This is a genomic window from Achromobacter sp. SD115, from assembly GCF_017355315.1.
Classification (GTDB): domain Bacteria; phylum Pseudomonadota; class Gammaproteobacteria; order Burkholderiales; family Burkholderiaceae_B; genus Achromobacter; species Achromobacter xylosoxidans_B.
On the sequence record NZ_JADIJM010000015.1, the window covers coordinates 96362 to 117306 of the forward strand.

A 20945-nucleotide genomic window follows, 5' to 3' on the forward strand; every position below is an offset into this window, starting at 1 on the left:
CAAAAAAAACCGCGGCCAGCAATGGCCGCGGTTTTTTTACTTGTGGCAATGCGCCGGAGGGATTACTCCAGCTTGATGCCGGCCTTCTTGATCACGTCCGCCCAGGCGGTGCGTTCTTGCTCGGCGTAGGCCTTGAACTCCTGCGCCGACAGCGGCATCGGGATCACGCCCATGTCCAGCATCTTCTGCGACACGGCGGGCGACTTCAGCGTGGCGTCCAGTTCGGCCGCCAGCTTCTTGACGACCGGCTCCGGCAGGCCGCCCGGGCCGATCAGGCCCTGCCAGGCATAGGCGGTGAAGTTGGGCACGCCTTGCTCGGCCATGGTGGGCGCGTCCGGCAGCGCGGCGACGCGTTCCGGGGTAGCCGCGGCCAGGACGCGCAGCTTGCCGGCCTTGACGTTGGGCAGGCCCGCGGCCAAGTCGATGAACATCACGTCCACCTGTCCGCCCAGCAGGTCCTGGATGGCGGGGGCCGCGCCCTTGTAGGGCACGTGCAGCAGGTTGGCACCGGTGCGCTGCTTGAACAGTTCCAGCGCCAGGTGGTGCGGCGAGCCCGCGCCGGCGGAGGCCGCCGACAGCTTGCCCGGCTCTTTCTTGGCGGCCTGGATCACGTCGTCCACCGTCTTGAACGGCGAGTTGACGTTGACGGCCAGCAGCAGCGGGAACTTGGCAATGCCGCCGATATAGGTGAACTTGGACGGATCGTAGGACAGCTTGGCGTACAGCGACGGATTGAAGGCCAGCGTGCCCGAGTCCGCGGTGCCCACCATGTAGCCAGTGGGTTCGGCTTGGGCCACGGCGGTGGCGCCGATGATGGTGGCGGCGCCGGGACGGTTCTCGACCACGATGGTCTGGCCCAGCGGCTTTTCCATGCCGCCTGCGACGGTGCGCGCCACCACGTCGGCGCCGCCGCCGGCCGGGTAGGGCACGATCCAGCGGATCGGCTGGGCGGGCCAGGATTGGGCGGAGGCCGCGCCTGCGGCCAGGGACAGGGCGGCTAGCGCCAACAGGCGCTTCGCGTGCTTATGCATGGGGTGTCTCCAAGTGCGGAATTGAGTATGGGCCGGCGCCGCGGGTGCGCGGGGGCCTGTTATGCGCCGTTATTATGCCTTGCGTCCCCGGCAATAGGCGGATGTTTTGCGCCTTGTTTTCAGCGGCTTATTGCGGGTCCGGGTAGCTGCGGGCGCCGAAGATCGCCGAGCCGATGCGCACTTCGGTGGAGCCTTCCTCGATCGCCAGCTCGAAGTCTCCGCTCATGCCCATGGACAGCCGGTCCAGCGACACGCCGGGCAGGTTTTCCTGGCGCAGCCGGTCGCGCAGCTCGCGCAGGGCGCGGAAGCAGGCGCGCACTTCGGCGGCATCCGGCGAATTCACGGCCAGCGTCATCAGGCCCTGCATGCGCAGCGTCGGGAAGTCGGTGGCGATGCGGTGCAGGAAAGCGGCCACGTCCGCGGGATCCATGCCGTACTTGCTCGGCTCGGACGAGGTCTTGACCTGCACCAGCACGTCCAGGGTCCGGCCTTCGTTGGCCAGGCGGCGATGCAGGGCTTCGGCCAGCTCCACCCGGTCGAGCGACTGGACCTCGGCCGCGTCGCGCGCGGCGTCGCGGGCCTTGTTGGTTTGCAGATGGCCGATCAGCACCCATTGCAGGCCCAGGCCGTCCAGCGCCGCGGCCTTCTGGCGGATTTCCTGCGTCTTGTTTTCGCCGTAGCGGGTCAGCCCCAGCGCCATGGCCTCGCGGATGGCATCCACGCCGAAGGTCTTGCTGACGGGCAGCAGCGTCACGCTGTCCGGGCTGCGGCCGGCGCGCGCGCAGGCGGCGGCGATGCGTTGCTGGATCTGGGCAAGGCGCCCGGCCATGGTGTCTACGGCGGTCATTCAGCTCTCTGGTAGGAACGGGATGTCCCATAGTGTAGGACTGCGCAGGATCGTTTCGCCACAGTGCCTGCGCGCGTCGTTGACCCTGTGTAATCGGCAGGCTTAGAATTTGAAGATATTTGTTTATATTTCAATGTTCTATGCCATCCCGGCGCCGCCCCAGCGGGCGTCACGGTTTCCCACCTACACAGTCTCCCGCCATGTCCACCGCAGCGCCTGAATACGCTTTCGCCACGCCTTTCCTGAATCCTCCCGCTTCCCCCATCCGATCGCTCATGCCGTACGCCATGCGTCCCGGCACCATTTCGCTGGCGGGCGGCTACCCGGCGCAGGAACTGTTCGACGTGGACGGCCTGTCGATCGCATCGACCCAGGTGCTGGCCCGCCTGGGCGCCTGCCTGCAGTATTCCAACATCGACGGCCAGGCCAGCCTGCGCCACGAATTGGCGCGCCTGTCCGCGGAACGCGGCCTGATTTGCAACGCCGATACCGAGCTGGTCGTGACCGGCGGTTCGCAGCAGGCCCTGGCGCTGCTGACCCGCGTCATGTTGCAGCCCGGCGACCACGCCATCATCGAGTCGCCCGCGTTTCCGAATTCCGTGCAGGCGCTGCGTTACACCGGCGCAACGGTGCATACGGTGCAGTCGGGCCCCGAGGGCATCGACGTAGACGCGCTGGACGAACTGGCCGGCCGCATCAAGCCCAAGATGGTCTGCGTGGTGGCATCGTTCTCCAATCCCTGCGGCGCGACCCTGACGCGCGAGCGCCGCTTGCGGCTGCTGGAACTGGCGGTCAAGCATCGCTTCCTGATCGTCGAGGACGACCCCTACAGCGAGCTGCGCTTTGCCGGCGAGGCAGTACCGCCCATCGCCGCGCTGGCCGAAGGCGAAGCCCGCCACTGGGCCGTGTACCTGGCAAGCATGTCCAAGACCATGGCGCCCGCGCTGCGCATCGGCTGGCTGGTGGCGCCGCCCGAAGTCCGCCGCCGCTGCGTCAGCGCCAAGGCCGCCGACGACATGGCCTCGTCCGCCTGGATCCAGGAAGTCGTGGCCCAGTACCTGGCCAACGGCCGCTACGGCGAACATGTGCCGCGCATCCGCGCGGCCTACGGCCTGCGCTGCGACGCCATGGCCGAATCACTGGCCCGCGAACTCAACGGCCGCGTCACTTTCAGCAAGCCCGAAGGCGGCATGTTCTTCTGGGCCCGCCTGACGGGCGACATCGACGCCACCCGCCTCTTGCCCTACGCCATCGAGCACGAGGTCGTCTACGTGCCGGGCAAGGCCTTCTATGCCGACGCGGCGCAGGCCGACCTGCACGCCATGCGCATGTCGTTCGCCACCATGAACGAAAGCCAGATCGCCCAGGGCATGGTGCGGCTGGGCCGCGCGCTGGACGCATGCGAAGCCAACGAGCCGGTGTCGATCTCGCTGGCCGCCTGATGCCGGCTTGACGGCGCGCATCCGCCGCCGCCTTGCCTGTTGCTATGCTTTTTGCCTGTCCGCCCTGGCGCTTGCGCGCCGGGACGCGCATACCTAAATAAGCGCTTGTTATTTGGTTCGAGCGCTTCATGTCTATAAGCTTCTTGCCTCGGCGCGTCCCCGCGCCCGCAAAGCAGAACAGGAAACGAGGTCATGAACATTGCAAAAGGGTTGATCGGCGCGGCGTTGCTGGCGGCAGCGGCGCAGGGCGCGCAAGCGGCCACATTGGACGTGGTGCGCCAGCGCGGCGCCGTGGCTTGCGGCACGACCACGGGCTTCGCGGGCTTTTCCGCGCCCGACGCGCAAGGCAAGTGGCAGGGGCTGGACGTGGACCTGTGCCGCGCCATCGCCGCCGCGGTCTTCGGCGACGCCAACAAGATCAAGGTGGTGCCGCTGAATTCGCAGCAGCGTTTCACTGCCCTGCAATCCGGCGAGGTGGACGTGCTGACGCGCAACACCACCGTCACGCAGCAGCGCGACACCGCGCTGGGCATCATCCACGCCGGCATCAACTTCTACGACGGCCAGGGCTTCCTGGTGCCCAAGTCCCTGGGCGTGAAGAGCGCCAAGGAAATCAACGGCGCCACCATTTGCCTGCAGACCGGCACGTCCAACGAAAACACGCTGGCCGATTGGGCGCGCGCCAACAACGTGAGCTACAAGCCGGTCGTGATCGAGACCTTCAACGAGGTGGTCAACGCCTTTGCCGCGGGCCGTTGCGACGTCTTCAGCACCGACGCCTCGGGCCTGGCCTCGATCCGAATTTCCAAGCTGCAGAACCCCGACGACTACGTGGTGCTGCCCGAGATCATCTCCAAGGAACCGCTGGGTCCGTTCGTGCGCCAGGGCGATGATGCCTGGCTGAACATCGTGCGCTGGTCGCTGTCGGCCATGATCGAGGCCGAGGAGTACGGCGTGTCGTCCGCCAACGTGGACGAACAGGCCAAGAGCGCCAATCCCAACATCAAGCGCATCCTGGGCGTCACGCCCGGCGGCGGCGCCAATCTGGGGTTGGACGAGAAATGGGCCTACAACATCGTCAAGCAGGTGGGCAACTACGGCGAGAGCTTTGAGCGCAACGTGGGCCAGGGCAGCCCCTTGAAGATCAAGCGCGGCCTGAATGCGCAATGGACGCAGGGCGGGCTGATGTACGCGTTGCCGATCCGCTGACGAGAATGGATTGCGCGCACCCGGCCATCGATTGCCAGCGCGCGGAACCCCAGGGCGCTAGCCGCGCCGGTACAGTTCGGCGATCTTTACGAACGCGGTGCGCAATTCCCGCGTGCCGCCTTGAAAGATCATCGGCCGGCCGCGGTGCGTGAACACCACCAGGCGCTTGGAGAACAGCATCGGCACGAAGCGCGCGTAGCGCACGTCTTCCCAGGCGACTTCGCGGCGCGTGAACCAGGTCTGGCGCAGGCCGCGTTCGTCGATGGTGGTGATCGACGTCTGCATGTGCCAGGACACGAACAGCAATCCCAGGAAGCACAGCGCCACCACGGCGGCCAGCAAGGTGTCGAAGGGTTGCGAAGGCGCGCGGATGGCGGTGGTGACCACCTGCACGCCCAGTACCGCCAGGATGACCCAGGTCAGGATGCGGACCCAGTCGGGCCAAGCCTGGCCCGACAAGGGCAGCGGGCCGATGGCGCGCAGCAGCGCCGCGTGGTCCTCGGCGGAGGGCGTGCCGGCGGAAGCGTTCATGCGGTCCGTCATGCCGCCCGTTTGGCTGCGATGGCGTTGCCGGCGCGGCTGGAACCCTTGCGGTTCAGGTGGCCCGACATCCACTGGCCGATATCGACCACGGCGTCGAAGTCCACGCCGGTGTCGATGTCTAGGCCGCGCAGCATGTACAGCACGTCTTCGGTGGCGACGTTGCCGGTGGCGCCCTTGGCGTAGGGGCAGCCGCCCAGGCCGGCTACTGAGGTGTGGAAAATCGAGATACCGGTTTCCAGCGCTGCCAGGATATTGGCCAGCGCCTGCCCGTAGGTGTCATGGAAGTGGCCGGAAATGCGCGCGGGATCGGCCACGCGCGTCACCGCTGTCATCACTTCGCGCACGCGCTTGGGCGTGCCCACGCCGATGGTGTCGGCCACGTCGATCTCGTCGACCTGCATCGCCAGGTAGCGCTGCGCCACGTCCACCACCGATTCCACCGGCACTTCGCCCTGGTAGGGACAGCCCAGCGCGCAGCTGATGCTGCCGCGCACGCGGATGCCGGCGGCGCGCGCGGCTTCTACCACCGGCTCGAAGCGCGTGATCGATTCGGCGATGGAACAGTTGATGTTCTTTTGCGAGAAAGCCTCGCTGGCGGCGCCGAAGATCACGATCTCGTCGGCGCCGGCGGCCAGCGCGCCCTCGAAGCCCTTCATGTTGGGCGTCAGCACCGAATAGATGGTGCCGGGGCGGCGCTCGATGCGGGCCATGACTTCGGCGCCATCGGCCATTTGCGGCACCCACTTGGGCGATACGAACGAGGCGGCTTCCACATTGGGGAAGCCTGCGGCGGCCAGGCGGTTGACCAGCTCCACCTTGATGTCGGTGGGCACGAATTCCTTTTCGTTCTGCAGGCCATCGCGGGGCGACACCTCGACGATCTTTACGCGGGAGGGCAAAGCCATGTCTCTTCCTGTATCGAGAGGGGGTGAGCGGCGCGGCCGGGCGGCGTCGCTATCTGCACAATATTAGCGCCATAGGACAGACGCCGTTTTGCGGGCAAGGCGAAGGACAACTGCGTTGGGGGAACGGCCCTATTTCAGCCGTTGATAACGGCCGTCGTCCAGTCGGACGACGCGGCCTTGCAGCTCCAGTTCGAGCAGCTGCGCCTGCAGTTCGGCGGTGTCCATGCCGCTGCGGGCCAGGATCGCGTCCAGATGCAGCGGATCGTAGCCCAGCGCGTCGAGCACGGGGTGGTCAGGCAAGGTTTCCTCCGTGGCGGGCTGGGCGCGCGCGGCAGGCACGGGATCGCCGCCCAGTTCATCGGTGATGTCCCTGGCGGTTTCCACCAGCTTGGCGCCCTGGCGGATCAGCGCATGGCAGCCGCGCGAAAGCGGCGAATGGATGGATCCGGGAATGGCGAAGACCTCGCGTCCGCCCTCGGCGGCCAGCCGGGCCGTGATCAGCGATCCGCTCTGGCGGGCGGCTTCCACCACCAGCACGCCCCGGGCCAGGCCCGCCACGATGCGGTTGCGCTTGGGGAAGTGCTGCGGCAGCGCGCCGGTACCCAGAGGCAGTTCCGACACCAGCGCGCCGTGCGCCGCGATGCGGTGCGCCAGGTCGCGATGCTTGGCAGGGTAGATGCGGTCGATACCGGTGCCCATGACCGCCACCGTGCCGGCACCCGTGGGACCGGCGTCCAGCGCGCCTTCATGCGCCGCGCCGTCGATGCCCAGAGCCAGCCCGCTGACCACGCGCCAGCCATGCCCGGCCAGATGGCGCGCAAAGGCGCGGGCGTTCTCCTGGCCGCCGGGCGTGGCGTTGCGTGCGCCCACCACGGCCAGCGACGGCCCCTGCAGGAATGCCGGATCGCCTGCCACATAGAGCAGGATGGGCGGATCGGCGATGGTGAGCAGGCTTTGCGGATAAGTGGGATCGGCTAGCGTCAGGATGTGCCGCCCGGGTGCGGCGACCCATTCCAGCGCGCTTTCAACCTGCGCCGCCATTTCTTGCGGCATGGGGGCGGCCAGTTGCCGGGCCAGCGCCTCGGGCAGATGGCGCGACAAGGCTGTGGCGCGTTGGGCGTAGATCTGTTCCGGCAGGCCGAGCGCGCCCAGCAGCGTGCAGGCGGTGGCGGAGCCGATGTTCGGCTCCAGGGACAGGCGCAGCCAGGCGGCCAGTTCGGAAGGGGATTGCGTGAGCGGCATGGGGCAGGCGCGTAAGGGCGTCGATGGGGCGAGAGTGTCGCATGCGGCGCGCGCGGGCGCGGGACCCGGGGGGACCGATTTGCGGCGCGGCGCGGGCGGGAACCCCAGGGTATATGGCAATCCGGCCAATCCTGGAATTAGCCGAAAACTATTAGAAATCAAGAGTCTAATGAATTAAACTCTTATGTAAACCTGACTACTGGCAATTCCCCCGCAATGGCTTTACTTCCTATTCTTCGTTACCCCGACCCGCGCCTGCACAAAAAGGCCAAGCCGGTCGCCGAGGTCGACGACCGCATCCGCCAACTGGTGCGCGACATGGCTGAAACCATGTACGACGCGCCGGGCGTGGGCTTGGCCGCGACTCAGGTCGACGTGCATGAGCGCGTCGTCGTGATCGACGTGTCCGAGGACAGCAACCAGTTGCTGGTCCTGATCAATCCCGAGATCACGTGGCACAGCGACGACTACAAGATCTACGAAGAAGGTTGCCTGTCGGTGCCCGGCGTCTATGACGACGTCGAGCGCGCGTCCCGCATCCGCTGCAAGGCGCTGGACGTGGACGGCAAGCCCTTCGAGTTCGAGGCCGACGGCCTGCTGGCCGTGTGCGTACAGCACGAACTGGACCATCTGGAGGGCAAGGTGTTCGTGGAATACCTGTCCAGCCTGAAGCAGAACCGCATCAAGACCAGGCTGAAGAAGGCCGAGCGCGAAGCGCTGCGTGCTTGATTTTTTTCATTTCCCGGTCTTCTTTCCATGCGCCTAGTCTTTGCCGGCACGCCGGAATTCGCCCGTATCGCCTTTGACGCCTTGCGCGCCGCCGGCCACGAGATCCCGCTGGTCATGACCCAGCCCGACCGTCCGGCCGGGCGCGGGCTGAAGCTGACGCCCAGCCCCGTCAAGCAGGCGGCGCTGGAAGCCGGCATCGAAGTCGCCCAGCCGCGCAGCCTGCGCCTGGACGGCCGTTATCCCGAAGAGGCCAGCGAGGCGCAGGCCCTGCTGCAGCGCGTGGCGCCTGACGTGATGGTGGTGGCGGCCTATGGCCTGATCCTGCCGCAGTGGGTGCTGGATCTGCCGCGCCTGGGTTGCCTGAACATTCATGCCAGCCTGTTGCCGCGCTGGCGCGGCGCCGCGCCCATCCAGCGCGCCATCGAAGCCGGCGACGCCCAGACCGGCGTGACCATCATGCAGATGGACCAGGGCCTGGATACCGGCGACATGCTGCTGGAACGCGTGGTGCCGATCGGCGGCGATACCACCGCGGCCGAGCTGCACGATGCGCTGGCGCTGGCGGGCGGCGAGGCCATCGTTGAAGCGTTGGCCGCCCTGGCCCAGGGCGGCCTGACGCCGCGCAAGCAGCCCGAGGCCGGCGTGACCTATGCCGCCAAGCTCGACAAGGCCGAAGGCGCCCTCGACTGCACCCAGCCCGCCGGACTGCTGGCGCGCCGCGTGCGCGCCTTCAACCCCGTGCCGGGCGCCAGCATCCGCCTGCCCGGCCTGGCCGATCCGGTGAAGGTCTGGCGCGCGCAGGCGCTGGATGAGGCCACCACGGCCGCGCCCGGCAGCGTGCTGCGGGTCGACACCACAGGTATCGACATCGCCACTGGCAGCGGCGTGCTGCGCTTGCTGGAATTGCAGAAGGCGGGCGGCAAGCGCCAGCCCGTGGATGTGTTCGCGCGCGGCTGGCAGCCGGCCTGAACCTGCCGGGGCCAGGCGGCCCCGGGATTGCCCTTCAATACAAGGTGCTGGCTACGCGGGCCGGCAGTTCGCGGTCGTAGGTGACGCCGTCGAAGGTGCCTGCCGTCAGATCAGACAGGATGCAGCCCACGCTGGGCAGCGCGCTGCGCGGCACTTGCGTCGCCGGATCCCACAGCTTGGAGCGCAGCAAGGCCCGCGAGCACTGAAAGTACACGGTGTGCACGTCCACGATCAGCACCGAGCGCGGCAGCTTGCCATCCATCTCAAAGCGCGCCAACAGCGCAGGATCCACGCTGATGCGCGCAGCACCATTGACTCGCAGGGTCTCGCCCACGCCCGGCACCAGGAACAGCAGCGCGACCCGCGGATCGGCCAGGATGTTGCGCAGGCTGTCGATGCGGTTGTTGCCACGGCGGTCCGGCAGCAGCAGGGTCTTGTCGTCCTCCACCACCACGAAGCCGGCGGGATCGCCGCGCGGCGAGGCGTCCAGCCCATCCGGGCCCGCGGTCGCCAACACCGCGAACGGCGCGGCCTCGATGAAGGCGCGGTAGTGCGGATGCACGTGATCCACTTCCTTCTTGAGGGAGGCTTCGCCGGACGCGCCATACAACGCCTGCAAGGCGTCTGCGTCGGTGACCAGATGGGCGGGATCGATGTGCATGGCTGGGGATTCCAGGTTCAGGCCAGCGTGGCTGGCAGGTCGGCAACGGTCAGGAACAGCTCGTCGGGGCCGCGCTCGCGCAACGCCTCGACATGGTTATAGCCCCAGGCGACGGAGCCGATGCGCACGCCGGCCTTGCGGGCAGCGTCGATGTCGCGCATTTCGTCGCCCACCAGCAGGAAGCGCTCGGGGGCGGTGCCGTGCTGCTTGAGCAGGCGGTCGATCTTGGCGGACTTGCCGAACAGGTCGGTGCCGCATTCGTAGTCGTCGAACAGCGCGGCGGTTTCCGCGCCCAGCACGCGCCGCACGTTCTCGATGGAGTTCGAGCTGACCACCGCCAGGCGCAGCCCGCCCGCCTTCAGGCGCGCCAGCGCGTCGGGGATGCCGTCGAACAGATGCACGCTGGGATCGATCTCCTGCATCAGCGTGCGCACGTGGGCCATGATGGCGGGCAGCTTCCACAGCGGGATGCCGAGGAACTTGAGGATGTCGGCGGCATCGCGGTGCCGCAGCTGTTCGCGTTCGGACGCGTCGATCTTGCGGAAGCCGTACTTGTCGGCCACCGTGTTCAGGATGGAATTGAACCAGGGCATGGTGTCCGCCAGGGTTCCATCGAAATCAAAAGCGGCAATGTCGTATTTCAAAGCGTGAATCTCTAGAGCCTGTTGATACGGGAAGCAGTCTTGCGCCGGCCCTAGCTGCCGTTCGGATGCAGCAGATAGTGCACGACGGGAGCCAGGCCTTCGAGCGGCGGCGCGGCGGCCACCACGCGGGCGGCGCTGGTCCAGGGATAGTCCAGCCCCAGCAGCCAGCCGAAAACCGCTTCGGTGTCATGCGCGGGCAAGGTCACCATGGTTTCGATGGTGATGACCAGGCCGGTCGCGCGATACGGCTCGGGCTGGAACTCCCACTCATACCGGCCACAGCCCACGCGGACGTTGCCGCTGGCCTTTTCCGTCATGCCCACGATCCAGTCGCATTGGTAAGCGGGCAGGCGCGCGCCGGCCTCGGGCCGCGCCAGGTAGTACGTGTAGACGTTGTCGTAGGTCTGGCCGAACTTGCGCACCAGGGTGTCGGTGATCGCGGCCAGCCCATGCGACTCGGGCGGAAAGGCGATGGCTTGCGTGCGCAATGCCATCTTCAGCACCGCGTCCGGGGCGAACGCGCGCGCCATGTAGTGCGGGCGGTTCTCGTCCTTGGCGTGAAAGTAGTCGCGCAGTACGGACTCGGTGCTGGCGGGAGTCAACGCATGGGTGGGCATTGCGGGCCTTCCGTGGTGGTCGGGTTGATGGATGGCGTCAGGCCTTGATCTGTTCGAACCACTTCGAGACATTGGGCGGTTCGTACATGGCGTAGCGGTCCAGCAGCAGGGCAGGGTCCTCTTCCACCACCAGCATGTCGCGATGCTGGGGGCGGATGAATTCTTCCTCGACCGCATGGTTCACGAACTGGACCAGCGCGTCGTAGTAGCCGGCGATGTTCAGCAGGCCGCAGGGCTTGTTGTGCATGTTCAGTTGCGCCCAGGTCCAGACCTCGAAGAACTCTTCCAGCGTGCCGGCGCCGCCCGGCAGCGCGATAAAGCCGTCGGCCTTTTCCATCATCATGGCCTTGCGCTCGTGCATGGTCTGCACCATGTGAAGCTCGGTCAGGCCGCGGTGCGCCTGCTCTTTCTTCATCAGCAGTTCGGGAATCACGCCGATCACGCGGCCGCCGGCGGCCAGCACCTCATTGGCCACCACGCCCATGATGCCCACGACTGAACCGCCGTAGACCAGTCCCAGATCGCGCTGCACCAGTTCACGGGCCAACACGCGGGCCTGTTCGATGTAATCAGGCCGGGCGCCCGGGTTCGAGCCGCAGTACACGCAAATGTTCTTCAGAGTCATAGATCTTTGGGTGAAGCCTATCCCGTTACAGATTGCGTCACGGGTTTTCGGGAAGCCCATAGTTTACGCAAGGTTCGAAAACCATTTCGGACGCCCCGATTTCGGGGGCAGGGGCAATGTTTGGACACAGCATGTTCCGCCACGATCGGTAGACTGGGTCGTTCGGAGAGACTGGAAGCCCAGTGTCGCAGTGCTTTCACTTAACCAAGAGGAGCCACGATATGGAACAAGCAACCCGTACCCAAACACAGGCCGGCCGCCCGTTCGAGATGGACGTCAAGGCGATACGCGCGAAGGCGCGCAAGGACATCGAGTCCGGCGCGGTGACCGACACCTATCGCGCCGACCGGCAGACCGTGCTGAAGCTGCTGAACGAAGCGCTGGCCACCGAGATCGTCTGTGTGCTGCGCTACAAGCGCCATTACTTCATGGCGCGCGGGCTGAACGCCGAGCCCGTGGCCGCGGAATTCGCCGAGCACGCCACGCAGGAACAGGAGCACGCGGACCGGCTGTCGGAACGCATCGTGCAATTGGGCGGCGAGCCCAACCTGTCGCCCAAGGGCCTGCTCGAGCGCAGCCATTCCGAGTACGTCGAAGGCGCTTCGCTGGAGGACATGATCAAGGAGAATCTGATCGCCGAACGCATTGCCATCGACAGCTATCGCCAGATGATCGACTACATCGGCGAGCAGGACTCCACCACGCGCCGCATGCTGGAAGAGATATTGGCCGTGGAAGAAGAGCACGCCGACGACATGTCGGACTTCCTGGCGCGCAACTAGCGCGCCTGCGGCGAGGAGGCGGCGCGCGCGTCGTGCTGGCGCGCCGCCGCGTCCAGCGCCGCATGATGCTGCTCGGCCCAGCGGTCCAGCGCGACCAGCGCCACATTCAAGGACCGGCCCAGTTCGCTCAGACGGTAGCTCACATGCGGCGGCACGGTGCCCAGATCCTCGCGCAGCACCAGGCCGTGGCGTTCCAGTTCCCTGAGCGTCTGCGTCATGACCTTCTGCGAAATCCCGTCCAGCCTGCGCAGCAGCTCATTGTTGCGCAAGGGGCCATGCTCGAGCGCCGGCAGGATCAGCGGCACCCATTTGCCGGCAATCAGCTCCAGGGCGCGGCGCGAGGGACACGCGGCGTCGAATACGTCGCCAGCAGGCGAGAGTGCGGCAGGCTTTTTCATGGTTACCAAAAGGTGCGTACTTGTCCTTAGGTAACTATAGCCCTTACGCTGGCGATTCCCTAGTCCTGGCAGGAGGCCGAGATGGCCTGGTTGATTCTGGTCGCCGCGAGCGCGGTCGAAATCGTGATGGCGCTGGCTTTGAAGTACGCCGACGGCTGGACCCGTTTCTGGCCCAGCCTGATCGGCATTGCCGCTGCGCTCGGCAGCGTGTTCCTGCTGACGCTGGCCATGAAGCAGCTGCCTGCGGGTACGGCCTATGCCATCTGGACCGGCATCGGGTCGGTGGGCATTACCGTGCTGGGCATCATGCTGTTCGGGGATTCACCTTCCGCCGCGCGCCTGCTGTGCATCGCGCTGATCGTGGGCGGGGTGGCGGGGCTCAAGCTGCTCGAAGCCTGAGCCGCGCGCGCGGCGGGCGCCGCGCGCGGGACCGGGTTCAGATCGCGTCGGCCCAGAGGTCGTATTCGTCGGAATCGGTGACACGGGCGCGCACCATGTCGCCGGCCTTCAGCGGCTTGTCCGAACTGACGTAGACGCAGCCGTCGATCTCGGGCGCATCGGCGCTGCTGCGGCCCACGGCGCCGTCTTCGTCCACTTCGTCGATCAGTACGTCGATCTCGCGGCCCACCTTCTTCGCCAGGCGAGCGGTCGAGATCGATTGCTGCAGCTCCATGAAGCGTTCCCAGCGTTCCTGCTTGACCTCGTCCGGCACCGGATTGTCCAGCAGGTTCGCGGGCGCGCCTTCCACCGGCGAATACTGGAAACAGCCGACGCGGTCCAGCTGCGCTTCCTGCATCCAGTCCAGCAGGTACTGGAAGTCTTCCTCGGTTTCGCCGGGGAAGCCGACGATGAAGGTCGAGCGTATCGTCAGGTCCGGGCAGATCTCGCGCCAGCGCTTGATGCGGGCCAGGGTCTTGTCCTCGAAGGCCGGGCGCTTCATGGCCTTCAGGATGCGCGGGCTGGCGTGCTGGAACGGAATGTCCAGATAGGGCAGGATCTTGCCCTCGGCCATCAGCGGGATCACCTCGTCTACGTGCGGATACGGATACACGTAGTGCAGGCGCGTCCACACGCCCATTTCGGACAAGGCCGTACAGAGCTCGGTCATGCGGGTCTTCACCGGCCGGCCGTTCCAGAAGCCGCTGCGGTACTTCACGTCCACGCCATAGGCGCTGGTGTCCTGCGAAATCACCAGCAGTTCCTTCACGCCGGCCTTGACCAGGCGCTCGGCTTCGCTCAGCACGTCGCCCACCGGCCGGCTGACCAGATTGCCGCGCATCGACGGGATGATGCAGAAGCTGCAGCGGTGATTACAGCCTTCCGAGATCTTCAGGTAGGCGTAGTGGCGCGGCGTGAGCTTGATGCCTTGCGGCGGCACCAGGTCCAGGTAAGGGTTGTGATCTTTCTTGGGCGGGGCGGCCTGGTGCACCGCGCGCACCACCTCTTCATACTGCTGCGGGCCGGTCACTGCCAGCACGCTGGGGTGCACGTCGCGGATCACCGATTCCTCGACGCCCATGCAGCCGGTCACGATGACCTTGCCGTTCTCGGCCAGGGCTTCGCCGATGGCCTCAAGCGATTCCGCCTTGGCGCTGTCGATGAAGCCACAGGTGTTGACGACGACCACGTCCGCGTCGTTGTACTCGGGCGTGACTTCGTACCCTTCGGTGCGCAGTTGGGTCAGGATGCGTTCGGAGTCGACCAGGGCTTTGGGACAGCCCAGGGAAACGAAGCCCACGCGCGGGGTTCGGCCTTCGGCGTGGACGGCGGCGATGCTGTTGGCCAGGGTGGCGGCGGCCGACGCGTTCGCGTCAGCGCTGTCGGCCTTGCCGGGGCCCTTGCCAGGCCGGGAGGTTTCGAGGATTTCCAATCTAGTTCACCAAAAAATCGCGCGGCGAGCGTGTCGCGCGGCGGATGTGTTGTTCATGTCGGGCGAGGCCGGGGCGGCGGGCCTCAAGATTCAGCGTGTTCGTTGACGCGCCACGGGGGCAGCTCTCGCAGGGTCTCGGGATGCAACATTGCTACCTGCAGCAGGGTCTTCGCCGCGCCCGAAGGGGTGCGCCGGCCTTGCTCCCAATCTTGCAGCGTGCGAACGCTCACGCCCAGCAGTTCAGCGAAATCCGTTTGCGGCAGGCCCACGCGGCTGCGTGCTTCGCTGATATGCGACGCCTGCCACGCAGCGCTGCGCGCCGTCGGGGCAGCATTCTTCATGGCTCTTCAAAAGTCGGGTGGCGCCAGCGTGGCGTCCCAGGGGGTCATGCCGTCGTGCCGTGATGGCGGCGAAGGCGAATTTATAATTATACGGCATTGCCGTAGGTCAATTGTCATCCAATCGCCAGCCGGCCCGACTTCCCAACCTGGCTCGACATCTCTACCAGCGCGTGCGCAATCTTGGCGCGGCGTAGGGGGCCGTTGTTTTAGCGGATTGGGGGCAGACGTTAGGGAGATATTGCGTCCTTTTTAGGCTACGGGGCCGTGCCGCTGCGCATGCCGATGACGTAAACGGCATTGCGCGCCACCTCAGGCGCTGGATCCACCGCGAGCTGGGCAAGCAGCTCGGTCGCCGCCGCGCCAGGGATCTCGGCAAGGGCCTGGGAGATGCGGATACGGGCCTGGACATCGTGTTGAGCGTCGGCTGCCGCGGCCTCGAGATGCGAGACTATCTGCCCAGAAGTTGCGGGATCCTCGGCAAGGGCGGCCAAAGCGTCGGCCGCCTCGACATCGTGGTCGCCGACCACGATCTGTTCCACCAGCAGCGGGATGGCGTCGCGTACGCCCCGCGCGCCGAGTATCCGGGCGACGCGATATCGTATGCGCGCCGCGGAATCCGAGAGCGGCTCCTGCAGCCTGTCGAGCGCTTCGGCGCTGCCGACGTAGGCAAGCGCCAGCACGGCGCGTTCGCGCACGTCGGCATCGGCCGACCGAAGGGCCGCGCCCAGCACACCGATGCCGTTGCCTTCGGTCCTACCCAATGCCCAGCGCAAGGCTCCCGCAACGTTTGGCTCCTGCTCTTGAAGCAAGGCCTGCGCGACCCCTTCGGCCAGGGGCGCGCCACTGATCGCCGCATCGAGCGCCGCACGCTGCCGTACAGGCGCATGCGCCGAGTCAAGCTTGTTCAACAGCTGGACGACGTCCAGCACACCCGGCCAGTCCGCGGGAAGCGCTGCGCGCACGGCACTGAGGCGGGCAAGCAGCTCCTGTTCCGCAGCAAGTCGCTGCTGGCTGCGGGAGATGAGTTCGTCGATGAGCACGTCGGGCCGAGGCGCTTGTTGACCCAGCGCCTGGCCGACCTCGGCAAGTCCGAGGCCGAGCGAACGCAAGCTTGCCACCTGGAATAGGCGCCAGACATCGGCTTCCGAGTACTCGCGGTATCCCGCCATGGTGCGGCCTGAAGGCTTGAGGAGCCCGAGCGACTCGTAGTGGCGCAGCATGCGCGCGCTGATCCCCGAACGTTTGGCCAGTTCGCTGATGCGCATGAAGGCTGTCTCCCGTGTTGGTCCGAGCCGTGCCGTTGATACCCGCGCCCGCGGTTGCTGTGGCTGCTAGCCGGACAATTATCGCTGTCCGGAAGGCTGCGCGCGATCCATTGCATGGGGTGAGGACGGTGCCAAGGGCCGGGCGTCCGCAGGGTCGAGCACGAACGGGCCTTCCGGATCGGCGATCAGCCTGAGAGTGGCGCAAGCATGGACACGCACTTCCGGGCGCTGGTGCCCTGCGGCGGATTGGAGCAGGGCGATTGCGGTGTCTCCCAGCATCGCCAAGGCGCGGCCGAGGCTGCGCTTGAGATCCGTATCGCCGCGGCCCAGTTCGCAAACAAGCTCCCGCGCCAGACTGTTGCGCTGCGCAGCCGGCGCCAGCCCGGCGGCGGTGCGCCACGCGGTTCGCGCGACCTCCGGATCCGGATCGTGCAGATGTGCGGGTGTGATCGCAGCCCAGGAGCCGGGATCGCCGATCTTCGAGAGCGTGTGCAGCGCCTGGCTCCGTGCCGGGGCGAGGGACGAGTTCAGCTCCGCCAGTAGCAAGGGCAAGGTGTCTGTGTGCGGATGCCGCGTCAGCGCCCAGGTGAGCATGTCGCGCACGAAAAAATCCGGTTCCATGCCGCAGCGGGTCACCAGTAACGGGATAGTGGCCGGATCGGGGGTTGTCCCGGCGCGCAGGGCGGCCGCGAGGCGAACCGATGCGTCCGGGTTGCTGAGTGCCGTCGCCAATGCGGCATGGGAACTGCCGGGGTCTTGATGGGCCATGGATGCCTCCTTGTCCGGCAGTGGACACCTTCACACTGTGAGAAGGTCAAGAGGGCCGCGAATGCCGGCTGCTCCAGTACACATCCGACAAATCCAGCCGCCGGTTCATGTCCCGCGCCAGCACGAACATCAGGTCCGAGAGCCGGTTCAGGTACTGCCGCACCGTCGGGTTGAGACCGTCCGTGCGGGTCAGTGCCACCACCGCGCGTTCGGCGCGGCGGCAGACGGTTCGGGCCACGTGGAAATGCGCGGATGCGCGCGAGCCGCCCGGCAGGATGAATTCCTTCAGCGGCGGCAGGGCGGCGTTGTAATGCGCCAGGCGGCCGTCCAGATGGGCGATCTGCGCCTGGTGCAGCGCGCGATGCCCAGGGATGCAGAGTTCGGCGCCCATGTCGAACAGGTCGTTCTGGATGGTGTGCAGATCCTTCGCGACTTCGTCGGGCAGGTTCTCCGCGAGCAGCACGCCGATGACGCTGTTCAGTTCATCCACCTCGCCCAAGGCGGTGATGCGGGGCGCGTCCTTGGGCGTGCGCGAGCCGTCGCCCAGTCCGGTGGTGCCGTCATCGCCGGTGCGGGTGGCGATGACGGATAAGCGGTTGGCCATGGTTTTCTTCCTGTCTGACGGGCGCGTGCGCCCGGCCTAGATGGAGCGGCCGCCGTCGACCGGGAGCTCGACGCCGGTCAGGAAGCGTGCCTCGGCGCTGGCCAGGAATACGGCCACGTTCGCCACGTCGTCCGGGTCGCACATCCGGCCCAGCGGTATCGTCGATACGAAGCGCGCCCGGTTCTCGGCATTGTCGGCCACGCCCATGAAGTCGTTGAGCAGTCCGGTGGGCGCCATGACCGGCGAAATGAGATTGACGCGGATGCCGTCCGACGCGAGTTCGGCGGCCATCGATTTGGTCATGACACTGACCGCGCCTTTCGAACTGTTGTACCAGGTCAGGCCGGGGCGCGGACGGATGGCGCCTACCGAGCCCACGTTGATGATCACGCCGTCTTTCTTTTCCTTCATCAACGGAACCACGGCCAGCGTCATGAGATAGATCGACTTTACGTTGACCGAGAAAACGCGGTCGAAGGTCGCTTCGTCCACCTCCAGCATGGGCTGGTTGCGGTGCGTGGTGCCGGCGTTGTTGATCACCACGTCGGGCGCGCCGAAGTGTTCCACGCAGTGGCGGACCATGGCTTGCACCTGGTCGCCGTTGCTCACGTCGCACGCGACGGCGCTGGCGTTTTCACCCAGCTCACGAGCGACCCGCTGGGCAGCTTCGAGATTGAGGTCGGCCAGGACGACCTTGGCGTTTTCCTTGGCGTAGGCGCGGGCGATGGCGGCGCCGAAGCCGCTGCCTGCTCCCGTGATGATCGTGATCTTGTTGCTCAATCCGGACATGGTGGTATTCCTTATGCGTAGTGTTGAACAATGGTCTTGGTCGTGCTCATTTCTTCCAGGGCGAGAAATCCCTTCTCGCGGCCATAGCCGCTTTTTTTGACACCGCCGAAGGGCAGCTCCACGCCGCCGCCCGCGCCGTAGCAATTGATGAATACCTGGCCGCTGGCGATGCGCTGCGCCATGCGGGACTGACGGCTGCCGTTCTCCGTCCAGACGCCCGCGACCAAGCCGTAGTCCGTCGCATTGGCCAGTTGCAGGGCATCGTCTTCGTCGTTGAACGGCATGACGGACAGCACCGGGCCAAACACTTCCTGCGAGGCCAACCGGTGGTCGCGGGGTACCGGCCCGAACAGCGCCGGCTTGACGAAATACCCGCCGCCGGGCGCGTCCGGCGCCAGGCGGCCCTCCGCCAGCAGCGGCACGCCCATGGCGGCGGCCTCGGCGATGAAGGCTTGCACCTTGTCGCGCTGCCGTGCGTTGATCAGCGGACCGCAGTCCAGATCCATCTTCGGCGTGCCAGCCTTCAGCGCTTCGAAGCCGGCCGCGATGGTGTGGACGAAACGGTCGTAGATGCCCTGTTGCACCAGCAGGCGGCTGCCGGCGGAGCAGGTCTGGCCCGCGTTCTGGACGATGGCCCGGACGATGATCGGCGCGGCCTTGGCCAGGTCCGCGTCGTCGAATACGATCTGCGGCGATTTACCGCCCAGTTCGAGCACGCACGGAACGTGATTGCGCGCGGTAGCTTGCTGGACCTGGACGCCGACTTCGGGGGAACCGGTGAAGGTCGCGAAGTTGATGTCAGGGTGCGAGGTCAGCGCCGCGCCGGCTTCCGCGCCGTAGCCCGTCACGATGTTGAGCGCGCCGGCCGGCAGCCCGGCCAGCAGCGCCAGTTCGCCCAGTTTCAAGGCGGTCAGGCAGGCATCTTCGGAGGGCTTGACCACCGCCGCGTTGCCCATGGCCAGCGCTGGCGCCAGCGTGCGCCCCATCATTTGTGCGGGATAGTTCCAGGGAATGATGTGGGCCGTGACGCCGTGCGGAATGCGGACCACGCTGACGTTGTAGCCGGCCAGGTAGGGAATGGTCTGCCCGTGGATCTTGTCGGCCGCGCCGCCGTAGAACTCGAAGTAGCGCGCCACCGCCCCGGCGTCCGCGCGCGCCACCGACATGGGCTTGCCGGTATCGCGGGCCTCCAGTTCGGCCAGCTCCTCGCCATGATCCAGGATGATCTGCCCCAGGCGCTGCAGGATCCGGCCGCGCCCGGTCGCCGTCATCCTGCCCCAGGCGCCTTCCTGCGCGCGCCGCGCCGCCGTGACCGCCAGATCCACATCCGCGGCCCGGCCGCGCGCGATCCGCGTGAAAGCCTGCCCGGTGCAGGGGTCGATGACATCCATGGTTTCGCCGTCAAGCGCATCGACCCAGCGGCCGTCGATCAACAATTTGCTCACGCGTTGCTCCTTGAGATTGAGACGACGGCCGCGGCCCGCAAAGGCGCGCTGCCGTCGGCGGCGGCACGCCGTCAGGCCTGGGAACGGATGCCTTCGGGTTCGACCTCGCTCATGAACTTGGGATCGTTGTAGTGGTAGAGATCGTCCAGGTAGGGCACGAAGAAGTCGTAGAAGGAGCGGGAGTCGTACTTGGCTTTTTCTCCCGGCATGACACAGGCGGGGATGGGACCCACGTTGGCGTCATCGTCCGGGTAAAAGAAGAACGTCAGCGCGTAGCGCTTCATCGGGGGGTTGACCACGCGGTGTGGCGTGGCGATGAAGCGGTCGTTGGACAGGCGGTTGAGGACCTGGCCGGTGTTCACGATCAGCGCGTCCTTGACGTAGGTGACGTTGAGCCATTCCTTCGAGGGGGTCATGACCTGCAGGCCCGGCACTGGCGTCATCGGCAGCAGCGTCAGGAAGCTGCCGTCGGAGTGTGGTGCCAGGGCGTACTGGCCTTCCTCCAGGCGCTCTTCCGGATGGTAGTAGGCGCAGCGCTGGTAGTACTCCGGCGCTTTGAACATGTGGTTGAAATGGTCGGCCGGAAGGTCCAGCGCCCGTGCATAGATGGGCAGCAGCTTGAGCGCGAGCGCCTCCATGGAGGTTTGGTATTCGTACAAGGTCTTGCGGAACTCTGGCAGGCTTTCCGGCCATTGGTTCAAGCCGCGGTGGCGGACGTTGGCCACCACCTTGGGGTCGTCGGCAGTGCGGTTGCGCATGAAAAGCCAGGCGGCGTTGGTGTCCTTCTTGGTGTTGAGCGCGATCTTCTCCATGATGGCGGTCGATTGCAGGATGGACGCCTTGGGCGGCAGGTAGCCCTGGTGGTGGAAGCCGACCCGATGCCTGAGCTTCTCTTCCATGGGAATCTCGAAGAGCTTGGCGGTCTGGCGGAACGATTCGTCGATGAGCCCCTGGGGAATGCCGTGGTTGACGATGGCGAAGAAGCCCAGGTTCTCCTGGATCCAGCGCACGTCCGCCGCCAGTTGCTCGAGCGCGCCGGGCTTGCCGGCAAGATACGGACCCACGTCGAGGATGGGCAGTCCCTGGCCGCTTTTTATGGCTTGCTTGACGCTTTCCGACGCGCTTACCTGATTTGTTGCAGTAGTCATGATCGATGTCTCCTTGATGTATGGGCAATTACCAAACCACTCTGGTCTTCAAACACTCGGACGGCGTTTTC

Annotated in this window: 24 protein-coding genes; 6 read left to right on the top strand and 18 right to left on the bottom strand. The window is 66.3% G+C overall.

Annotated features, from left to right (window positions below; translation table 11 throughout):
- Positions 1–62: 62 nt before the first annotated feature.
- A complete protein-coding gene (locus tag IPU70_RS20715) occupies positions 63–1031 on the bottom strand; it encodes a tripartite tricarboxylate transporter substrate binding protein (RefSeq protein ID WP_207469873.1) in 969 nt (322 codons plus the stop codon).
- 127 nt (positions 1032–1158) lie between these two features.
- Positions 1159–1878: a YggS family pyridoxal phosphate-dependent enzyme gene (locus IPU70_RS20720; RefSeq protein WP_207469876.1), complete on the bottom strand. Its 720-nt coding sequence runs from the start codon at positions 1876–1878 to the stop codon at positions 1159–1161.
- 200 nt (positions 1879–2078) lie between these two features.
- On the opposite strand from IPU70_RS20720, the gene IPU70_RS20725 reads away from it, so the two are divergent.
- The gene (locus IPU70_RS20725; protein WP_207469878.1) at positions 2079–3320 is read left to right on the top strand and encodes a PLP-dependent aminotransferase family protein; all 1242 of its coding nucleotides are present in this window, start codon (positions 2079–2081) and stop codon (positions 3318–3320) included.
- 192 nt (positions 3321–3512) lie between these two features.
- Positions 3513–4529, top strand: coding sequence for an amino acid ABC transporter substrate-binding protein (locus IPU70_RS20730; RefSeq protein ID WP_013396703.1), 1017 nt, complete (start codon positions 3513–3515; stop codon positions 4527–4529).
- 57 nt (positions 4530–4586) lie between these two features.
- On the opposite strand, the gene IPU70_RS20735 is transcribed toward IPU70_RS20730, so the two are convergent.
- The 3 genes from IPU70_RS20735 to dprA all read right to left on the bottom strand — a co-directional run bounded on the left by IPU70_RS20735 (position 4587) and on the right by dprA (position 7219).
- Entirely contained in the window at positions 4587–5060 is a 474-nt protein-coding gene (locus tag IPU70_RS20735) for a hypothetical protein (protein WP_207469880.1), read from the bottom strand.
- A gap of 8 nt (positions 5061–5068) precedes the next feature.
- Entirely contained in the window at positions 5069–5977 is a 909-nt protein-coding gene (locus IPU70_RS20740; RefSeq protein ID WP_207469882.1) for a hydroxymethylglutaryl-CoA lyase, read from the bottom strand.
- 129 nt (positions 5978–6106) lie between these two features.
- On the bottom strand, positions 6107–7219 hold the full coding sequence (dprA, locus tag IPU70_RS20745) for a DNA-processing protein DprA (protein WP_207469891.1): 1113 nt from the start codon (positions 7217–7219) through the stop codon (positions 6107–6109).
- Between the two features lie 216 nt (positions 7220–7435).
- Here dprA and def point away from each other — a divergent pair, with 216 nt between their 5' ends.
- Positions 7436–7948, top strand: a complete 513-nt coding sequence (def, locus tag IPU70_RS20750) for a peptide deformylase (RefSeq protein ID WP_013396699.1) — start codon at positions 7436–7438, stop codon at positions 7946–7948.
- A gap of 27 nt (positions 7949–7975) precedes the next feature.
- Complete coding sequence (fmt, locus tag IPU70_RS20755; RefSeq protein WP_013396698.1) at positions 7976–8917, top strand: methionyl-tRNA formyltransferase; 942 nt, start codon at positions 7976–7978, stop codon at positions 8915–8917.
- Between the two features lie 34 nt (positions 8918–8951).
- Here fmt and IPU70_RS20760 read toward each other — a convergent pair whose 3' ends face one another.
- The 4 genes from IPU70_RS20760 to IPU70_RS20775 are packed head-to-tail and all read right to left on the bottom strand — an operon-like array spanning position 8952 to position 11464.
- Positions 8952–9578 carry a pyridoxamine 5'-phosphate oxidase family protein gene (locus IPU70_RS20760; protein WP_013396697.1) on the bottom strand — a complete coding sequence of 209 codons (627 nt, stop codon included), beginning with the start codon at positions 9576–9578 and terminating at the stop codon, positions 8952–8954.
- Between the two features lie 17 nt (positions 9579–9595).
- Complete coding sequence (locus IPU70_RS20765) at positions 9596–10222, bottom strand: HAD hydrolase-like protein (protein ID WP_207469893.1); 627 nt, start codon at positions 10220–10222, stop codon at positions 9596–9598.
- 50 nt (positions 10223–10272) lie between these two features.
- Positions 10273–10839 carry a hypothetical protein gene (locus tag IPU70_RS20770; protein WP_013396695.1) on the bottom strand — a complete coding sequence of 189 codons (567 nt, stop codon included), beginning with the start codon at positions 10837–10839 and terminating at the stop codon, positions 10273–10275.
- Positions 10840–10876: 37 nt separating this feature from the next.
- On the bottom strand, positions 10877–11464 hold the full coding sequence (locus tag IPU70_RS20775) for a TIGR00730 family Rossman fold protein (protein WP_013396694.1): 588 nt from the start codon (positions 11462–11464) through the stop codon (positions 10877–10879).
- A 221-nt stretch (positions 11465–11685) separates the two neighbouring features.
- Here IPU70_RS20775 and IPU70_RS20780 point away from each other — a divergent pair, with 221 nt between their 5' ends.
- Positions 11686–12246 (top strand): bacterioferritin, encoded by a 561-nt coding sequence (locus tag IPU70_RS20780; RefSeq protein ID WP_013396693.1) that lies wholly within the window; start codon positions 11686–11688, stop codon positions 12244–12246.
- On the opposite strand, the gene IPU70_RS20785 is transcribed toward IPU70_RS20780, so the two are convergent.
- Positions 12243–12644 carry a helix-turn-helix domain-containing protein gene (locus tag IPU70_RS20785; protein ID WP_207469895.1) on the bottom strand — a complete coding sequence of 134 codons (402 nt, stop codon included), beginning with the start codon at positions 12642–12644 and terminating at the stop codon, positions 12243–12245. The genes IPU70_RS20780 and IPU70_RS20785 overlap by 4 nt on opposite strands.
- 81 nt (positions 12645–12725) lie before the next feature.
- On the opposite strand from IPU70_RS20785, the gene IPU70_RS20790 reads away from it, so the two are divergent.
- A complete protein-coding gene (locus IPU70_RS20790) occupies positions 12726–13043 on the top strand; it encodes a multidrug efflux SMR transporter (RefSeq protein ID WP_207469897.1) in 318 nt (105 codons plus the stop codon).
- A 37-nt stretch (positions 13044–13080) separates the two neighbouring features.
- On the opposite strand, the gene rimO is transcribed toward IPU70_RS20790, so the two are convergent.
- The 8 genes from rimO to IPU70_RS20830 all read right to left on the bottom strand — a co-directional run bounded on the left by rimO (position 13081) and on the right by IPU70_RS20830 (position 20874).
- On the bottom strand, positions 13081–14418 hold the full coding sequence (rimO, locus tag IPU70_RS20795) for a 30S ribosomal protein S12 methylthiotransferase RimO (protein ID WP_207469999.1): 1338 nt from the start codon (positions 14416–14418) through the stop codon (positions 13081–13083).
- A 179-nt stretch (positions 14419–14597) separates the two neighbouring features.
- On the bottom strand, positions 14598–14855 hold the full coding sequence (locus IPU70_RS20800) for a DNA-binding transcriptional regulator (RefSeq protein ID WP_207469899.1): 258 nt from the start codon (positions 14853–14855) through the stop codon (positions 14598–14600).
- 254 nt (positions 14856–15109) lie between these two features.
- Positions 15110–16120 (bottom strand): HEAT repeat domain-containing protein, encoded by a 1011-nt coding sequence (locus IPU70_RS20805; protein WP_207469901.1) that lies wholly within the window; start codon positions 16118–16120, stop codon positions 15110–15112.
- 78 nt (positions 16121–16198) lie between these two features.
- On the bottom strand, positions 16199–16888 hold the full coding sequence (locus IPU70_RS20810) for a HEAT repeat domain-containing protein (RefSeq protein WP_207469903.1): 690 nt from the start codon (positions 16886–16888) through the stop codon (positions 16199–16201).
- A 46-nt stretch (positions 16889–16934) separates the two neighbouring features.
- Complete coding sequence (locus tag IPU70_RS20815) at positions 16935–17492, bottom strand: cob(I)yrinic acid a,c-diamide adenosyltransferase (RefSeq protein WP_207469912.1); 558 nt, start codon at positions 17490–17492, stop codon at positions 16935–16937.
- A 36-nt stretch (positions 17493–17528) separates the two neighbouring features.
- Positions 17529–18281: a glucose 1-dehydrogenase gene (locus IPU70_RS20820; RefSeq protein WP_207469914.1), complete on the bottom strand. Its 753-nt coding sequence runs from the start codon at positions 18279–18281 to the stop codon at positions 17529–17531.
- A gap of 11 nt (positions 18282–18292) precedes the next feature.
- A complete protein-coding gene (locus IPU70_RS20825; RefSeq protein ID WP_207469916.1) occupies positions 18293–19726 on the bottom strand; it encodes an aldehyde dehydrogenase family protein in 1434 nt (477 codons plus the stop codon).
- A gap of 71 nt (positions 19727–19797) precedes the next feature.
- The gene (locus IPU70_RS20830; protein WP_207469918.1) at positions 19798–20874 is read right to left on the bottom strand and encodes an isopenicillin N synthase family oxygenase; all 1077 of its coding nucleotides are present in this window, start codon (positions 20872–20874) and stop codon (positions 19798–19800) included.
- Positions 20875–20945 lie beyond the last annotated feature (71 nt).

What these genes read in the sequence shown, in the direction of transcription:
- IPU70_RS20715 (WP_207469873.1), bottom strand. Translation starts at nt 1,031, where the DNA reads ATGCATAAGCACGCGAAGCGCCTGTTGGCGCTAGCCGCCCTGTCCCTG.
- IPU70_RS20720 (WP_207469876.1), bottom strand. Translation starts at nt 1,878, where the DNA reads ATGACCGCCGTAGACACCATGGCCGGGCGCCTTGCCCAGATCCAGCAA.
- IPU70_RS20725 (WP_207469878.1), top strand. Translation starts at nt 2,079, where the DNA reads ATGTCCACCGCAGCGCCTGAATACGCTTTCGCCACGCCTTTCCTGAAT.
- IPU70_RS20730 (WP_013396703.1), top strand. Translation starts at nt 3,513, where the DNA reads ATGAACATTGCAAAAGGGTTGATCGGCGCGGCGTTGCTGGCGGCAGCG.
- IPU70_RS20735 (WP_207469880.1), bottom strand. Translation starts at nt 5,060, where the DNA reads ATGAACGCTTCCGCCGGCACGCCCTCCGCCGAGGACCACGCGGCGCTG.
- IPU70_RS20740 (WP_207469882.1), bottom strand. Translation starts at nt 5,977, where the DNA reads ATGGCTTTGCCCTCCCGCGTAAAGATCGTCGAGGTGTCGCCCCGCGAT.
- dprA (WP_207469891.1), bottom strand. Translation starts at nt 7,219, where the DNA reads ATGCCGCTCACGCAATCCCCTTCCGAACTGGCCGCCTGGCTGCGCCTG.
- def (WP_013396699.1), top strand. Translation starts at nt 7,436, where the DNA reads ATGGCTTTACTTCCTATTCTTCGTTACCCCGACCCGCGCCTGCACAAA.
- fmt (WP_013396698.1), top strand. Translation starts at nt 7,976, where the DNA reads ATGCGCCTAGTCTTTGCCGGCACGCCGGAATTCGCCCGTATCGCCTTT.
- IPU70_RS20760 (WP_013396697.1), bottom strand. Translation starts at nt 9,578, where the DNA reads ATGCACATCGATCCCGCCCATCTGGTCACCGACGCAGACGCCTTGCAG.
- IPU70_RS20770 (WP_013396695.1), bottom strand. Translation starts at nt 10,839, where the DNA reads ATGCCCACCCATGCGTTGACTCCCGCCAGCACCGAGTCCGTACTGCGC.
- IPU70_RS20775 (WP_013396694.1), bottom strand. Translation starts at nt 11,464, where the DNA reads ATGACTCTGAAGAACATTTGCGTGTACTGCGGCTCGAACCCGGGCGCC.
- IPU70_RS20780 (WP_013396693.1), top strand. Translation starts at nt 11,686, where the DNA reads ATGGAACAAGCAACCCGTACCCAAACACAGGCCGGCCGCCCGTTCGAG.
- IPU70_RS20785 (WP_207469895.1), bottom strand. Translation starts at nt 12,644, where the DNA reads ATGAAAAAGCCTGCCGCACTCTCGCCTGCTGGCGACGTATTCGACGCC.
- IPU70_RS20790 (WP_207469897.1), top strand. Translation starts at nt 12,726, where the DNA reads ATGGCCTGGTTGATTCTGGTCGCCGCGAGCGCGGTCGAAATCGTGATG.
- IPU70_RS20800 (WP_207469899.1), bottom strand. Translation starts at nt 14,855, where the DNA reads ATGAAGAATGCTGCCCCGACGGCGCGCAGCGCTGCGTGGCAGGCGTCG.
- IPU70_RS20805 (WP_207469901.1), bottom strand. Translation starts at nt 16,120, where the DNA reads ATGCGCATCAGCGAACTGGCCAAACGTTCGGGGATCAGCGCGCGCATG.
- IPU70_RS20810 (WP_207469903.1), bottom strand. Translation starts at nt 16,888, where the DNA reads ATGGCCCATCAAGACCCCGGCAGTTCCCATGCCGCATTGGCGACGGCA.
- IPU70_RS20815 (WP_207469912.1), bottom strand. Translation starts at nt 17,492, where the DNA reads ATGGCCAACCGCTTATCCGTCATCGCCACCCGCACCGGCGATGACGGC.
- IPU70_RS20820 (WP_207469914.1), bottom strand. Translation starts at nt 18,281, where the DNA reads ATGTCCGGATTGAGCAACAAGATCACGATCATCACGGGAGCAGGCAGC.
- IPU70_RS20830 (WP_207469918.1), bottom strand. Translation starts at nt 20,874, where the DNA reads ATGACTACTGCAACAAATCAGGTAAGCGCGTCGGAAAGCGTCAAGCAA.